Raw genomic sequence first — 16,919 nt, 5'->3', positions numbered from 1 at the left:
CAGAAAAACCTGATCCCGCTATACCGAACCTAACTTAAACAGATGGTTTAATTATAAGGTTGTTCGAATCTCAACGAACTCAGCTTTTCCAACGGGACGAAATGGTGATTTTAGTATGTAGCCTGTGGATTAATTTGAATTGGCATATTGGTTGCTCTATACTTAATTAGTGAGAAGGTGATATTTAATGAAACCGAAACATTCCCAACTAACTTTAATTGGAATATTCGTTTTCTTTGCATATATCCTTAGTTTAGCTGAACCGGAAGAAGAAAATGCGGATACCACCAAAATCATCATTATCCGGTCAACCAATACGTTATGTCTCTATATCAACGATAGTATAGCGAAGACCTATCGTATTGCCGTTGGGAAAACGGATACCCCGACGCCGCTCGGGAATTTTCGTATCGTTAATAAAGTCGTTAATCCTAGCTGGTATCCGCTGGGAAAAGATCCTATTCCGCCGAAAGTCGCTTCAAATCCGGTTGGTACCCGCTGGCTCGGATTAAGTGTAAAAGGATATGGAATCCATGGAACGAATCAGCCGAGTTCGATTGGGAAAATGGTGTCGAAAGGATGTATTCGGATGAGAAATAAAGATGTAGAAGAGTTGTTTCCATTGGTTAGTATCGGGACTTCGGTCGAAATTATTGATAAACCAGAACCCATAGACACAAGCGGACGAGAACCACAGTATGTAGCTGATTCCGAGATTCGGCCAATCTTATTAGCGACCGCTGTGTTAATCCAATAATCGTGCGCGTTTCATTTCGGCAAGAAGAACATATAATGCCAGCATACCGCTAGTGGTCGGTCATCCGCACTATCTTGTAAGACCTGTTTCGGAACCGCAGTATAACCGTATTTGAATTGGATAACATTGACTCCCCGACGCCATACTTCCCGTGGTATATCAAAAACATATTCTTGCCATTGATTCGCTAATTTCAAGGTGGTAACGGATTTCTTGTTTACAATAACCTGAACTGATTGCTCAGGTGAATCAGGATAATAAAATGGGATAACGTGGATTTTAACCAGATAGGTTTTGGGCTCATAGAGATAAACGAATAGACTCGATTCCGATCCAATCGACCAGCGAACTGGAATATCGTAATAATATTGTGGGTCAGCCCAACCGGATTTCAGAAATTCTTTATCAATCGAATAGAATTCAATCGTACCGTTGAGGGAACCATCAAGAAAATCGAGATATTTCCCAACAACAATATCATAATAACTTGGCGGAACATCGTATTTGATACTGAAAATGTAATTTGCAGGAAATGAAAATGGATACCCGAAATATTGTATCGGTTTCCATACTTTCCGAGCGAAAATTTCGGTTAACCGAACTGATTCGCCATGGGGAATCCTGCAGAGCCGAAATTCCCGCATAAACCATAGGTTCCAATACATTAAACCAGCGAGGAGTATGCCAGAAACTATCCAGAATTTGCGGTTGAACCATTTTCCGGTAGTTTCTAGCCCTGCAGCTAATCCGAGCGCAAATATCGGTATGATACTATCGAACCGTCGTGCACCGTATCCGCCACCACCCCACCATTGTCCTACCGCACTATTCACATAACTCATCGCTAGATATCCGAGTAGTAAATAACACATCAGGGTTTTATCCCGTTTGTAGAATAAGAAGAACCCGAACGTAGCGAATAAGGTTATCGGTGACCAGGAAAACAGACCGTTCCGCGATGCAAAAAAGATTTCCGGAATATTCGGTTTATCCCATTGTACGAAAAATTTCCCTTGTGGAACAACGAAATAATTGCCGTATAAAATTTTCCAGACGATAAGTTGCGGTAAGGATAATACGGCAACGATAAGCAGAAAAGCGAGATTTCCTTTTAATAAATGCAAAAACGCTGTCTGGTTTTTCCGTTTCAGCGATTGATAATATTCTAAGATGGATTCAAGCGCCGGGATAAGCATAAAAATCCCATTCTGCCAGCGGACTAATATCATAATTCCGGAGAATACACCAAGCATACACCATTGGGCAATCGTGCGCGATTTGTTTCGTGTAGCGTTCCAGTAATAGATAAAGATAGTTATCGCAAATAACGACGTGGTATGTGAGTAGAATGGTTCGAAGATTGTATAATAAATCATAAACGAACCTAGCCAGATGGAAATAACCGAAATGAATGCTATCCACTTGGCATAATATTTCTGACAGAATAGGTAAATTAAATAGAATGCAGCAAAACTATACAGAACACTTCCCAAGAGAACGAAATTTGTATACATGCCACTGATACCATTCGCAGGTATTTTTGCGCCGAATAGGTTTAGCAATAGCACGATTGCATGAGCGAGCAGGAAGAACGGTGACCAGAGTATTGCGGGACCGACTGACATATGGTTTTGTTTCCTACCAGTAACAGTTAACGGGAACGCAGTTGCCGGCGGAGGATTGCCGAGCAGCGCATAGTCGTTCTCAAAATCAACATCCCGGTCAAAGACAAATGAACGGAGATAAACGTAATATTCGACGCCATCGTAGCTTCCGATACGTTCACCATAGATAACCGCAAATATGGTTATGATAACGAAAATGGAAAAGAGACAATAGGTTGGTAGCTTGGCCGAGTTGTACATTGGCTATATAATTTCGATACTCTGGAAATATTCTTTCGACCCGCAATCTGCGAACCAACATAACTGTTCATCAACCATATCGAATTTTAATGCATACTTGCCAGGTTCAAAATCAATAGCAGTTTCAACGGTAATCTTGAACTCTTCTCCCGGATGAATATCTTTTTCTAGCGATTGCTGTTTCACTGCTTGCAGCAATTGTCCGGTGAGTGAAACTAATTTAACGCCAAACCGAACGTATCCACCGAACGGTGATTCCTGATGGAGCCAGATCGTATCCCCGATATTTTTAATTCGAGCGGTGATGGTAATTGGTTCGTTGCGTTTAATCCGCTGCGGAACGTTAACTTCTTTTATTTCCGCTTTCAGTATCCTTGGACGACGACTATCATAAACTACCGATTCGCTTTTATGCAAAATAAATATCGGATGCGTGTTTCTAACATGAACCGCATAACAGGTTGTAAATTGTTTTATAGCGTCCGGATGTAACTGTTCTACATATTGCCATTCTTGATATGAATATCCCATCACATCAGGATATACTACTGGTTTAATTGTCATCTTTTTAAATCCAGCTTGTATCGCTAATTGATATATCTCATCGATATCAACGCTTTTTTCAAGCGTACCGAACTCTTGCATTTCCCGTTTCGATAACTCTGAATCGCCATGCATAGCGCCCGGTTCTGAAAATACCGCTTTCCCCTCGGGTTTGAGGATACGCGATAATTCATTTAATACCTTCTGGAAATTCGGCATGTGATGTAACGAATTGAGACAAACCACTCCGTCAAAAGTACTATCAGCAAAGGGGAGTTGTTCTCCATCGGCACAAACGAACCCATACCAGAATTCTTTATATAACCTCGGGTTAGATTCAAACCGTCGTTTTCCATATTTCAGTTGCGTCGGTGAAATATCAAATGCTACGGTTCGATATCCGAGTTGATGGAGCCATTCTGAAACCCAACAGGAACCTGCGGCAACATCTAGAATAAGACTATTCACTGGCAACTCCAAACTGAGCGCAACCACGCTGAAATCATAGATATACCGCCCGCTCATGTTCGGTGGCCATTTCCAAACTAGCGGAATCCGAATCGATAATTCCGGGTCGTATTTTTTTGCTACTTCTTCTGCGGCAATATCCCAATTTTTTTTCTTGTTTTTCATAGTTAATAATTCTGTGACACCACCTTTTATTTCTTTTTCATAACGATAAGGTATCAAAATTGATGCTTCGTGGAGAATCGAATTCTCCATCGGAGTTAGATCAAGGGTATCGATTTCTTGTTGAATGTTTTCTAATACAAGCGGGAGCATCTCTCGGTTCGTTTTTCCTGATTTCCGTGGTTGATGATGGATAATCTCTTCGATAAAATCAATATATTCTTTTGCGACGATTTCTAAAGTACAGTTTTCCAAAACATACTTCCGTGCATTGCTCCCGATTTCATGCCGTAACGTTTCATCGGTGATAAGCTGCCGTAATAATTGCACCAGATGTTCTTCTTCATTCGGGGCTAAATCTACTTTAAGACAACAGTTGTCCGGATATTCTGCATACTGCCGATAATTCGAAACCAGTGTCGGAATCCCTGCCGCAAAACTCTGATGTAACGTTAATGACGTTTCTCCCGCACTCGGATATCGCAAATTGATACTGATATCCGCAATATTCAGGTAATCATAATAGGTTTGGTCGTCAACAAATTCTGTTACCCGAACATACGGTTCAAGCGATAATTCTTTAATCTCGCGATAGATATCATAGGTTTTATTACTTTCCCCAACGAGAATATAACGGATATTGGGAAACTCGTTGGTTAATCGCGCTATCGCACGTAATGCGATATCAATATGTTTAATCGGACTGATGAACCCAAATGAAGCTATGAGAATTTCATCCGAGGTAAATCCATATTGTTTACGTAATTTCGTTTTAGTGTCCTGGTCGAGAATATCAAATTTTTCCCCGGTACTCATCGGAATCGTTACTACCGGTTTATGCGGATAATGTTCTTGAATATATTGTTGATAATACTCACTATGCACGACAACGCCATAACTCGATTCGATAATCGTTTTATTCATCGGGAACTGGAATTTATCTATTTCACTGAACGTACCAGCAATAAATCGTTCTGCTGCATAACGTCCTTGCAATCCGTGGTTGGTTTCCATATCAATGATAAACTCAGGAAAATTGTAGTTAACATAGGTTATTCCCGCAAGAAGATGAAACAGAATGAAATCATGTAAGACAATTATCCCCGGATGGGTTAGCGTGAAGGGATAGAGATACTGATGATACGCATTATTGCCGAGATGGTATAGTGCCATATCGTATCGAGACGCAAGTTCATAGTACCGGATATAGGGATGAATGGTAAATGCAGCGGTTATCGCCGGATTTGTTGGCTGATAAGCATCAATAAACAAGTCTACTTCCGCATGTTTCGCAAGATACGGGAGTATATCTTCGCTATATTTCGAGATGCCAGATTTTATCGGAGATATTGGACTGAAATAAGCGATTCGCATGCTGCGTATCTAAACCACGGAAGAACTGAACACCGTACCATTTAGTATTGCGTTCTTCCGTTCTTTCGTTCTTTCGTTTCTAGGTTTATGTTATTGTTTTCGTTAGTTCAGGGATAACGGTATCCCAGTTGATAGATTGAACTTTCTGAAATCCAGCGTGTCCTAATTCACGGCATTTCTGTTTATGTTCATATAACGCATCGATTTGTCTCGCGATATCTTCCGGTGTCGGTTCTGCAACTAAACCAGTTACCTCATGTTCCACAAATTCTAGAGTACCGCCAGCGTCGTTTGTAGTTATCACGGGTTTTTTAGCCCGGAACGATTCCACCGTAACATAGCCATAATCTTCGTCGATTGGTGCATAGAAGGTAGCGAAACACGTCGCATAAAGGTTACTTACCGTTGCATCGTCAACAAATCCGACTAATTTAACTCGATCGCCAATTTTATATTGAGCGATTTTCTGGTTGAATTCTTTTGTTAAGAAACCTGACCCGGCAATAATACATTTAGCGTTACTTTTTACATACCGGAATGCTTCAATCAAAAGATGGAATCTTTTCAACGATTCTAATCTACCTAAGGTGAAAATGAAATCTGCATATTCCGTTTTATTTGATAGCGGTAAATCTCGTGGTGGCGGATACAATACCGTGCCACGAATTCCGTTATATTTCTCTAGCCGATCGGCAACCCGCTTGGATATCGTATAGATCGCTTTGCATTCTTTAAATGCTGCATTATCCAGTTTAACTACAATTTCCTGCGCCTGATGGTCAGGTAACGTATACTGAAAATGTGTCTGGACTAACAGGGCATCATGCAGATTGGTATTTGTTCCGTATAAGTCGTACGCTGGTCGATGTTGATGCACCAACCAAACAATTTTGTTCGGATGTTTCACCAGATAGGAAGGGAATTTGGTGCCGATAACCAAATCTATTTTTTCTAAACAAGAATCCGTTATATCAATCAATCGCCACACAAACGCATCTTTAACCAGCTGTTCTTTCGGATACCATTTGAATGGTATCCGAATCTGTTCGACGGCGAAGCCACGTCGCGTTAATTCGCGACCTAATGAATCTGCTAATATTTCCGCACCACCCCAGAGAAACGGAATTTGCGCATTGCAAATACAAATTTTTTTCTTAGCCATAGTAGCAATTGAGTAACGAAAGAACAAAAGAACTAAAAACCGTTAGAACAGAAGCATTCATGATAACGATGGTTGTTTCGTTCTTCTTTCGTTTTCCTGTTGATTGGTTATTTTTTGGCGATAATCGCATACTCTTGCCATCCGTAGAAAAGTTCGTTGAGCCGACTGAATGCTAAATTGATTTTCTGCCAAGCAGTTTCCTCCTCTGGGGTTAACTCTTTAGGAAGTTCAATTCCTTCCAGCATTTCTTCTAACGGAACCGCAGAAGTAAACTTTATCTCAACTTCGCGAAAACCGTGGCAGTCAAATAAAAATTTTAACGCTTGCGGATGTAACGCCCGTTGATGGGTTAAATCGAGGAGATAATTCCGGCTATAACTATAGAATGAAAGCGGATTCAGCGTTTCAACCACCGCAATTCCGTCCGGTTGCAGTTTCTGGTAGATTAACCCAACTATCTGCCGAATATCCGGCAGTTTGAAATGTTCGATAACCTGTGCGGAAAAAATTCCGTCAAACGTAGCATCCGGTGTTTGCGCTAGGAACGTTAATAAATCCGCACATGTTACATTTAACCCGCGCTGTTTCGCTAGTTCGACTAGTTCCGGATTAATATCAATGCCTAATGCCGGCAGATTGTTTTCTTGTAACAATTCCAGAAATTCGCCTCGTCCGCATCCTAAATCAACGATATTTTTGCAATCCCGAAAATAATCGATATAAATCTGTTGCCGTTTTTTCACATGTTCAATCGTATCGCGAAATCGTTCATTGAACAAATGATATTGATGCGCATCAAGTCCTTCCTTTTCTTTATGATACCAATCGATAAGCTCGTTTACCGATTGATTGATATGTTGGAAGTTTGATTCGAGTGATTGAGTGTGCTGGTGTACCGCAGCGAGTTTCGCTTGTTCTTCCCAGAGCGCATTGCGGATAGTAAGCGTCAACTCATCTATCTGGTTGAGTTTGTCTAACGCATGGAGAATTTCGCTTAACGACTGATTGATGTATTGGATGCTCGATTCGAGCGATTGGGTTTGCTGGTGTACCTCAGCGAGTTTCGCTTGCTCTTCCCAGAGCGCATTGCGAATACTTAACGTCATATCGTTGAACTCCTGTTGGTTTTTTTGTGCAGCTTGGAATTTTGCCGCCAGTGTTTCGATTCTTTTATCCAGTTCGGTAAACAGGAAATCCGTTCGGGCAAGGAGATGCTGCAGATTAATTTGGTTAATCGTTTGCGCTAGATACATATTAAAATTGCGCTGGTCTTCAAGGACATTGCATAACGGGAGTTTAATGAGTTGAAAGAGTATCTTTTTATACCAGACAATGAACGGACCGATTATCGGTCGATGTGAAGTAAACGGCCGTTGTCCAACATTCCAGGATTCATTTAATTTAACTTTTAATTCATCTAAATTCATAGCAGATACTCCTTTATCTAGAACGAAGTCAAAAGATTCCGGCTGTTTCTTTCCCTGCCGGTTAATCTGCTGCCGAATTTGTTCCATAATCGGCTCGATTTCGAGTCGTGGCTTCTGGTTCATGGTATTGAACGCTGGAGAGAACGAAAGAACCGCTGAACGAAATCATCACATTGCATTGCGGTTCATTCGGTGTCCGTTTTAGGTTCATCCGTTTTTCCGTTCTCCTGTTTCCAGTAACTCCGCAGGGAACTCCCATTGATGCTTCGGGCGAAATATCCCGACATCTTTTATTTTGCTCCGAATCACAAACGAAAGAATATGGACAATATAATCATACGCATATTCTTCCGGCGAATGCACCGCAACATCGAGATAATAATTCCCTTCTACCAACGGCAACGAATCGAGGTTGCAGCGAATTACACCATCGTTGGTTAATTTTCCTAGCTGATACTGCTCAATATGTGTGTTGGTTCCGTAACAGCGGATACCATCTTCGCGAAATATTCCGATACCGAACACTGGGTGGTCTACCGGCGTATGGACTTTATATGCCAGCTCAATCGTTACGGACTCTCCAGACTCGAATAAATATCGTTCCTTCTGTTCGGAATCAATCAGTTTCGCATATATGATTTCTACTTGTCGGTCACCCCAGCGTTGCGGTGCCGTGGCTGGAGGTACACCAGCTGGTAGCTGGGACTCAGGGGGATGTGGGGGAGTCTGGACTTCTGCAGCGCGAATCTGTTGTTCCGCGAATAACCGAGTTTCATCTGATTTCGCTAAATGGTCTCGATACGCATGAATCACCCGCAACGGACTTCCCTGTTCCATCAATTTCCCGTTATGGAACCAGACCGCAACATCACACCATCGTTCTACCGCTTCGAGACTATGGGTTACCAGAATAATGGTTTTCCCACGCCGTTTAAACTCTTCTAATTTCGCATAACATTTCTGGACAAACGAGGCATCGCCGACCGCAAACACTTCATCAATGAGCAAAATATCCGGATCAACATTCACCGCTACCGCAAATCCTAACCGGGTATACATTCCCGCAGAATAGGTTTTCACCGGATTATTGATAAACTCCTGCAACTCCGAAAATTCTACAATCGATTGATACTGACGGTCAATTTCCTTTTTCGAAAGACCGAGTATCATTCCGTTAATATAGACATTCTCACGACCGGAAAACTCCGGATGGAACCCTGCACCAAGGTCAATCAACGCAGATAATCGCCCCCGCGTTTTAACTGTACCGGTATCCGGTTGTAAAATATGCGCAATTATCCGTAGTAAGGTGCTTTTTCCTGAACCGTTTTTTCCGATGATTCCGACCGTCGCCCCTTGCGGAACGGAAAGACTCACATTTTCCAGCGCCCAGAACCAATGGTAATTCGGTGCTTTTTTCCGCCAGAATATTCGCAGGAATTCATCTTTCAGCGTCGTATACTTGCCCTGTTCGGTAGAAATTTTAAACTTTTTTGAAATGTTATCCAGGATGATAGCTTCGTTCATTTGCAACAATCACTGTTCAATATTCAATGAGCTGTTTAAAATGAAAATTGCTAATTGCTAATGTTGCATTTTGCATCGCAGAGTGTTGGGTTATTAAACTTCTTCGGCGAACCGTTCTTTTCGCAGCGTAAACGTATAGGTTCCGAACAGAATAACGAACATCGTTATCCCAGCGAAAAGAAATAACGATTTCCAATCCGGAAATGTTCCAGCATATAAAATATTCTGATATCCGGTTATCAGCGGCAACATCGGGTTCCAAGCGAGTAGAATTTTAAATTTATCCGGAATTTGCCATATCGGATAGATAATCGGCGTCGCGAAAAACCATAGTAATAACAGGTTCGGAACCAGATGTAATAAATCGCGATATTTCGTGCCTAACGAGGAGACGAATAGCGCTACTCCCCAGGTGAATAGCAGTTGCAATAAGATTAATATCGGCAATGCGATGAGCGCTAGCGTGAACTTGATTTTGTATAAGAACAAGAAGATGAAGAGAATCGGCAAACTTAACAGATAATTAATCAGGTTCGAAAGAACATGGATAGTCGGGAATACCTCCGATGCTAGATATACTTTCCGAATCAACCCAGCGTTATTGATAATTGATGAAGTCGCTTCCGTTAATGCCGTCGAAAACCATATCCACGGGAGTAACCCGCAGAGCAGAAATGCGGTATAATTCGGCATTTCTACCCGCATATAGACATAGAAAACAAACGAATATACCAGCATTAACAGTAGCGGGTTCATAAACGACCAGAGGAATCCGAGAAAGGTTCCCCGATATCGGGATTTAAGTTCACGAATTACCAAACTCTGGATTAACGGGCGATATCGAATGACTGCTTGTATCGGTTCGATAAACATTGAAGTTAATAGGTTTACCAGATAAATTTGAACTTAAAAGTATACCATTCATAACCAAATTCGTGCAAGATAGTATTAAATCTGTACCATAACATATATCGAGCAAAGATGAACGATATCGTTCTCGTTCATCCTTGTTGCGGTAGTGTATCGTTTGTATATAGGGAGTAGGATGGGAATTAAACCGTTCAATTCTCATCTTACTCCTTGTCAGTTCTGGATAGCAAGGTCTTACCTTGAGGGATATTGGGGGTATATTCGATTCAAACGAAGTACGATTGACCTTGTTCCTGGCTAAACAGTTTCAGTTTGCGTTCGAGTGCCGACAACATAAATTGCTGGTGGGATACTTTGCACCGGGCATTTATTTTCGCAAATTCCGCACCCGATACATTTCTCTTTAATCACATACGGCTGGAGTACCTGCGTTGGCGGGTAACCTTGATAGTGTACCGTTGCAAGAATTCCCTTAATTGCTTTTCCTGGTATCGGACACATCTCTTCACAGACCATACAGTTCATCGGTTGGGTCCAGGGGATACATTTATTCTTATCAATCACCGCAGTCCCGATAACCGTTTTCTGTTTTTTTTCCAACAGGATACGTTGAATTGCGCCACTCGGACAAACCTGACTGCATAAGGTACATCCGAACTCGCAATACCCAATACGCGGGACGAGTTGCGGTGACCAAACCCCTTGCCAACCGGATTGGAGTAAACTCGGCTGTAATCCGTTTGTCGGACAGACTTTCATACATTCCCCGCACCGGATGCATTTATCCAGAAATATCGTTTCATGGTTAATCCCCGGCGGACGAATAGGTACCGGCATCGAATTCCAATGTACCGAATTAAGTTTTAGTGCAGGGACAGCAATAATACTACCGGCAGTAGCATAGATGAAACCTCGACGCGAAATCCCAGTCTTAGTTCCAAGTTCGGATTTCGAATTTCGGATAGCAAAGTTCAATCCAAAGTGGACTGCTCTAGTTGGACAGACCGAAACGCACTCCATACATCCGACACATTCTAATGGCAGATAACTTCTGCCATGATCGCGAATCGCATTCGTTCGGCATCGACGAACACAGCCGAGACATTCGATGCATTTTTCCTGATTCACCCGCCGTTTGACCGGCGACCATTTTCCCAACCAGCCGAGCATCGCACCAAGCGGGCATACATATCGGCACCAGAATCGCGGGGTTAATCCCGTAGCACCGAGAACCAAAAGGATGATAAGTGCAAACGTCAGGTGGTTTAGATATACCGGCTGGTTGAACGCTAGAACTCCTTGTTTCAACAATCCATAGACCGGTTCAGAAACTTTAGCAATTATAGGAATGTTATAGAGGGTATCGAACGTTCCACGAAGTATTAAATTTATATAGGGATATACTGCGAGCGACATTGAGCGGGTAATCAGAACCAGCGGGTCGAGAACCCAAATCATCTGAACTCCGAGCACCGCTAGAATAATAAAAATCAAGAATCCGTAAAATTTCACTTTCCGCCAGCCGCTCTCATGGTTAATCGTGACATTTTCCGGTCGTTGCCTTTTTCCTTCATCCTTCTTTCCGCGAGGGATTCTCTTTCGCCATTTCAACCGGTCAACGAAATCGATATGGCTTCCAAGCGGGCATATCCACCCGCAGAACCAGCGGCCGAAAATGAGGGTTAATCCGAAAATTATCATTGCTGGAATAAAGAGTGTGGTAAACGTATGGGTAACGAGAGTGGTTACCAACGCCGCTAACGGGTCAGCGCGCAAAAACATATCCACCGGTATTTTTGACGTCAACGGGTATACAGTGATAATCAGCAGAAACCAAAAGAGAAAAAAGAAGATGGTTTGAAATATAATTCTTGTTACTCTCATATTAAAAAGTTAACCCCGAGCAATCGGGGTAAACCGCTCAGTTTAGCAAAACGCGCAAAAATAATTTATTCTGAGCATTCTTAGCGAATTTATCTTTGTCTCTTTGCGGTTAAAGATTCTCTCATACTATTTTAGCATTATTTGTTGGTAGATAGCATTGATTTGGGCAGCGATTTTCTCAATCGTGAACTCCTGTTCAACTCGACGACGACCAGCTTCCCCGAGTTGTTTCGCCCAATCTGGATTAGTAAGTAAACGGTTGATAGCGTCAGCAAGCGCGTCTGGCGAATTCGGTTCAACTACCAGCCCGGTTTTCTCATGCAGGTTTACAAACGGGACTCCAGTCGCTAAATTGGTGCTAACCACCGGTTTACCGCAAGCGAACGCTTCCAGCTGGACTGCACCGAACGCTTCACTTCGTAGATGCGATGGAAGGCAGAATATTTCGCAGGCGTAAAGATAAGCGACGAGTTCAGAATCATCGACTTCACCGAGAAAGGTTACTTTCCCTTGCAACCCGAGTTGGGCGGTTAGTTCCTGCCATTCGAGTTGTTTCGGACCCGAACCGATGATGAGGAGCTGTGCATGGTGAACCTGTTGCATTGCGTGGATTAAGATATGGACTCCTTTATAATACCGCAGTTTCCCAACGAAAAGGATTATCGGATTCGGATATTGCCGTTTAATTTCAGCGATATTCCGTTCAATTCTCGGCGTTAACTTGAACTGGGTTAAATCTATCCCTAACGGAACAATTGAACATTTTGTTTTATAATTCTGTAAAATCGGTGAACTATCCAGATAGTTTTGTGACGTAACGAGAATGCGGTCAACCTTATTGAGAAATCGGTATAAAAATGGACGGTAAACCGGCATGAAGACCGCTTGCCGAACGATATCACTATGCCAAGTGAGAACCAGTTTTCCTTTCGGTTTAGCGGATAGATACGCAAGTTCAGCAGTCGGATTCGGATGATGGAAATGGTATATATCCGCAGCGAGACGGTTGAACCACCGATGGAACGATGGGGTAATCGGTGCGGAGAGAATCCGACCGAGTTGCGCGATTTTATATACGGTAATCCCGTCAATAGTTTCTAGTTCGGTTCGAGATTTCCGGTTTGCTACCAGAACTTCAACTTGAAAATATTGTTTCTGCTGCTGACAGAGCAGATTGATATGGTTCTCGATTCCGCCACGAATCGGCGGAAAATAATCTTTATACACGTGGACTACCTTCATATAGAAATGGTTCTATAGAGGATAAGTTACATCGGTATCATGTGCCGGTATACTCTATTTACCCTATGCAATCTTGTTTTCGCTCGTAAAATATCTTTGTTGATTTGAGCAATCAGCGCTTCTGGAGTCGGGAATCGCTTTTCATCACGCAATCTAGCGATAAAATAGACTTTTATATGTTTCTGATATAGATTTCCTCGATAATTGAAAAGATAGGCTTCCAAAGTCGGTTTAGATGATTTACCAAATGTCGGCCGGTAACCGATATTCATTATTCCTTGGTATTGTTTCCCAGAAAATTCCGCAATAACTGCATAGACTCCGTTTCCGGGAATAACTTCGTTTGCGGTTACCAGGTTTGCGGTCGGGAACCCGAGCGTTCTCCCGCGCTGCGCGCCTCGAACTACGGTTGCTGTAATATGATGCGGTCGCCCTAGCATTTTTGCAGCATCATCAACTTTTCCAGCACGGAGCAATTCGCGAATGCGGGTGCTACTGATTGGAATGTGGCGATAACATACCGGTGGGACGACAATAACCCGAAATCCGAGCGTTCGTCCGAGTTGCTCTAATAACCGAACATCACCCCGTGCATGTTTTCCGAATCCGTGGTCGTGCCCAACGACGATTTCCGTTAATTGAAACGATTTGGAAAGGACTCGGGTAATAAACTCGGTTGCGGTTAGGTTAGCGAACTGTTTCGTAAAATGCAGATTGACGATAATATCGAGACCAAAGTTAGCGAGATACGCTATTTTCTCTTCGTTTAGTAATAATAATGGCGGGCAGATTGACGGCGATAAGATTTTCAACGGATGTTCTTGAAAGGTTAGAACGACTGATTGTGCGTTTGCATATTTTCGGGTTCGACTAGCGAGCTTCTTGAGAATCTGTTGATGTCCCCGATGGATACCATCAAAAACTCCAACGGTGATAATGGTTTTCTTCTGGGAGCAGCGTTGCGGTAATTTGTTTAATTCCGATACTATAAGCACAGGGTTGTTTTTCAGATGCGTTAGTAATCAATATCGAATGTAGAGTATGTTTCTGTTATCGGTTGCCATTCAACTTTTATATCGGTTACTTTAGCCAATCGCGGTCCTTCACGAAGTTTCGTGAGAAACAATTCTAAGGTCGGTTTATCTCCTTGCGCAAGGACTTCAACCTCGCCGTTCCATAGGTTTTTAACATATCCTTTCACGCCAAGCTGGTTGGCGATTCGTTCTGCGTAAAATCGATATCCAACTCCTTGCACCCGTCCTTGAATGATAGCTTTAAATTGTTCGAGCATAGTACCTAACAAAACGGCAAATGCCAAACTCTACATTCTAAAACAATATTCAATAACAAATATCATACCCACCATGCGTATTCCTTTGTAGAACATACACCCAACACTGTTGCATCTGATGTAATGATATCGTTATGTTATGTTGGTGAACAATTAGTCAATGAGCTGGTCGGGGCGACCAGATTTGAACTGGTGGCCTCATGGTCCCGAACCATGCGCGCTAGCCAGCTGCGCTACGCCCCGATAATTCCGAAATAGATAGCCATATGTTAGATATAATATTTTAGTATAATAAACCCTAAGATAACAAGTAGAACAAAGATTATGGTAAGGAGATTGAAATATTTTTCAATAAAATATCGAATTGGCGGTCCGAATTTCCAGAGTAACGCTGCAACGAGAAAAAATCGCGCTGACCGACTCAAGAGTGAAGCGAAACAGAACATTCCAAAATTTATCTGGAATACGCCTGCCGCTATCGTAAATACTTTATAGGGGATAGGAGTAAATCCGGCAATACTCACTGCCCAGAAATCATATTTTTGATATAACTGTTGAATCAGCTGATATTTTTCCTGCGCCCCGTATCCATACCAGCTCAAAATCGGTTTTCCGAGCAGGTCGAAAAAAGCATATCCTAAAAAATAACCGAATATCCCGCCGATGACTGACCCGACTGAACAGATTGCTGCGTAGCGAAACGCTTTTTTCGGTATCGAAATCGATAACGCTATCAGCAAAACGTCTGGCGGAACAGGAAAAAACGAAGATTCGGCAAACGCTAGCCAGAATAATGCCCAACTCGCATACGGTGTTTCCGCCCAATGTAGAACCCAATCGTATAATCGTCTAATCCACTGCAAGTTCGATTCTCCTTAGCATATCAGTCGTCTAAGTTCTCTGCTTCTAAATGCCACCCTTCTTGCCCGAGTAACGGAACAAAAACACAACCGCAAACCGTTCGCGTTTTATATCCTTTTACTTTCTTTTCAACTACCGTTAACGTTTGTGAAAATCTGTTGCCAACGGGAATAACCAGTTTTCCACCAGGTTGTAGTTGGTCAATCAAGGTCTGCGGTATTTTCGGCGCACCAGCGGTAACTATGATACCCGCATACGGTTGTTCTGCTGGATAGCCTAGCGTGCCATCCGCACAAATCACAGTAATATTGGTATATCCCAGTTCTGCAAGTCGAGCTCGCGCCTGATCCGCTAGTGTTGCAATCCGTTCAATTGAGATAACCGATTGCGCTAGTTCGGCTAATATCGCCGTCTGATATCCGGAACCGGTACCAATTTCAAGGATTTTTTCTGTTCCGTGTAATTCGAGACATTGGGTCATAATCGCTACCATATATGGCTGCGAGATTGTTTGTCCTTCTCCGATAGATAACGGACAATCTTCATACGCTGATTTTTGCAGTTCAATCGGGACAAATTTTTCTCGGGGAACCTTTCCCATTGCTGCCAGCACCCGAGTATCGGTTATCCCCCGACGGATAAGTTGGGTTTGAACCATTATCTGTCGTTGTTGTGCAAAATTCATAAGATTACCATAATCGGTATAATCTGATATTCCAATGGGTAATCATTTTAACTTAATCTCCCATTGTTTCAGGATCGCTATCGCCGCATAATTGGTTAAATCGAGATGGACTGGCGTAATTGAAATTTTATTCTGGGCGATCGCATAGAAATCCGTTCCCGGTTCGTTTTTATAGGTCGGTTCTTCACCGCCAATCCAATAATACATCCGTCCCCGAGGGTCAACCTTTTCGATAATGGAATCCCGATAGATTCGTTTCCCTTGCCGGGTTATTTCAACCCCCTTGATTTTCGTGTACGGTAGGTTCGGGACATTGATATTGAGTAACGTATCAGGGGGAAGTTCTTTGGATAATAATAAGGTAGCAATATATTTTGCGAATCGTGCAGCCGCTGCATATTGCGGTTTAACGAAACTTGCGACGGAAATTGCAAACGATGGTATCCCGTGAAGGATACCTTCAATCGCTGCGGAAACGGTGCCGGAATAGGTAATATCATCGCCGAGATTAGGTCCGCGATTGATTCCAGAAGCGACGAGGTCAGGTTTGCGTTTCAAAAAATGTAACACGCCATACATAACACAATCAGTCGGGGTTCCATCAATCTGGATCGTTCGTTTATTCAATTTTTCTGCCCGAAGTGGATGATGGAATGTCACCGAATGTCCTGCAGCGCTTTTTTCCCGATCCGGAGCGATAATATACACTTCACCGATACTACGGAGTGCCCGGGTTAAAGCAAGTAATCCTGGCGAATGTATTCCATCATCATTGGTAACGAGTATGGTTGGTTTCATAAC

At 42.6% G+C, this 16,919-nt stretch carries 14 protein-coding genes and 1 tRNA gene; 1 reads left to right on the top strand and 14 read right to left on the bottom strand.

The genetic code is table 11. The features are described from left to right. Positions 1–187: 187 nt before the first annotated feature. On the top strand, positions 188–757 hold the full coding sequence (locus N3A72_07930; protein MCX7919524.1) for a L,D-transpeptidase: 570 nt from the start codon (positions 188–190) through the stop codon (positions 755–757). Positions 758–768: 11 nt separating this feature from the next. Here the strand turns inward: N3A72_07930 and N3A72_07925 are convergent, their stop codons facing one another. The 14 genes from N3A72_07925 to surE all read right to left on the bottom strand — a co-directional run bounded on the left by N3A72_07925 (position 769) and on the right by surE (position 16,916). Next, positions 769–2,622 (bottom strand): glycosyltransferase family 39 protein, encoded by a 1,854-nt coding sequence (locus N3A72_07925; protein MCX7919523.1) that lies wholly within the window; start codon positions 2,620–2,622, stop codon positions 769–771. Positions 2,623–2,625: 3 nt separating this feature from the next. Further along, on the bottom strand, positions 2,626–5,169 hold the full coding sequence (locus N3A72_07920; GenBank protein ID MCX7919522.1) for a methyltransferase domain-containing protein: 2,544 nt from the start codon (positions 5,167–5,169) through the stop codon (positions 2,626–2,628). Positions 5,170–5,254: 85 nt separating this feature from the next. Continuing rightward, on the bottom strand, positions 5,255–6,331 hold the full coding sequence (locus tag N3A72_07915; protein MCX7919521.1) for a glycosyltransferase family 4 protein: 1,077 nt from the start codon (positions 6,329–6,331) through the stop codon (positions 5,255–5,257). Positions 6,332–6,438: 107 nt separating this feature from the next. Continuing rightward, on the bottom strand, positions 6,439–7,881 hold the full coding sequence (locus tag N3A72_07910) for a class I SAM-dependent methyltransferase (protein ID MCX7919520.1): 1,443 nt from the start codon (positions 7,879–7,881) through the stop codon (positions 6,439–6,441). 84 nt (positions 7,882–7,965) lie between these two features. Continuing rightward, positions 7,966–9,285 carry an ABC transporter ATP-binding protein gene (locus N3A72_07905; GenBank protein MCX7919519.1) on the bottom strand — a complete coding sequence of 440 codons (1,320 nt, stop codon included), beginning with the start codon at positions 9,283–9,285 and terminating at the stop codon, positions 7,966–7,968. A gap of 93 nt (positions 9,286–9,378) precedes the next feature. Continuing rightward, entirely contained in the window at positions 9,379–10,158 is a 780-nt protein-coding gene (locus tag N3A72_07900; protein MCX7919518.1) for an ABC transporter permease, read from the bottom strand. 294 nt (positions 10,159–10,452) lie between these two features. After that, a complete protein-coding gene (locus N3A72_07895; protein ID MCX7919517.1) occupies positions 10,453–11,937 on the bottom strand; it encodes a 4Fe-4S binding protein in 1,485 nt (494 codons plus the stop codon). Between the two features lie 228 nt (positions 11,938–12,165). Beyond that, a complete protein-coding gene (locus N3A72_07890) occupies positions 12,166–13,281 on the bottom strand; it encodes a glycosyltransferase (protein MCX7919516.1) in 1,116 nt (371 codons plus the stop codon). 26 nt (positions 13,282–13,307) lie between these two features. After that, positions 13,308–14,276, bottom strand: coding sequence for a bifunctional riboflavin kinase/FAD synthetase (locus tag N3A72_07885; protein ID MCX7919515.1), 969 nt, complete (start codon positions 14,274–14,276; stop codon positions 13,308–13,310). Between the two features lie 20 nt (positions 14,277–14,296). Further along, positions 14,297–14,572 carry an acylphosphatase gene (locus tag N3A72_07880; protein ID MCX7919514.1) on the bottom strand — a complete coding sequence of 92 codons (276 nt, stop codon included), beginning with the start codon at positions 14,570–14,572 and terminating at the stop codon, positions 14,297–14,299. Between the two features lie 166 nt (positions 14,573–14,738). Continuing rightward, a tRNA-Pro gene (locus N3A72_07875) sits at positions 14,739–14,815 on the bottom strand. A 26-nt stretch (positions 14,816–14,841) separates the two neighbouring features. Further along, positions 14,842–15,435, bottom strand: coding sequence for a DedA family protein (locus tag N3A72_07870; protein MCX7919513.1), 594 nt, complete (start codon positions 15,433–15,435; stop codon positions 14,842–14,844). 20 nt (positions 15,436–15,455) lie between these two features. After that, positions 15,456–16,118: a protein-L-isoaspartate(D-aspartate) O-methyltransferase gene (locus tag N3A72_07865; protein ID MCX7919512.1), complete on the bottom strand. Its 663-nt coding sequence runs from the start codon at positions 16,116–16,118 to the stop codon at positions 15,456–15,458. Positions 16,119–16,160: 42 nt separating this feature from the next. Next, positions 16,161–16,916 (bottom strand): 5'/3'-nucleotidase SurE, encoded by a 756-nt coding sequence (surE, locus tag N3A72_07860; GenBank protein MCX7919511.1) that lies wholly within the window; start codon positions 16,914–16,916, stop codon positions 16,161–16,163. Between the last annotated feature and the right edge of the window lie 3 nt (positions 16,917–16,919).

Source organism: bacterium (assembly GCA_026416715.1).
Lineage (GTDB): Bacteria > UBP4 > UBA4092 > JAOAEQ01 > JAOAEQ01 > JAOAEQ01.
The sequence above is the reverse complement of the archived record's forward strand: the minus strand, read 5'-3'. Positions and strand labels throughout refer to the sequence as shown.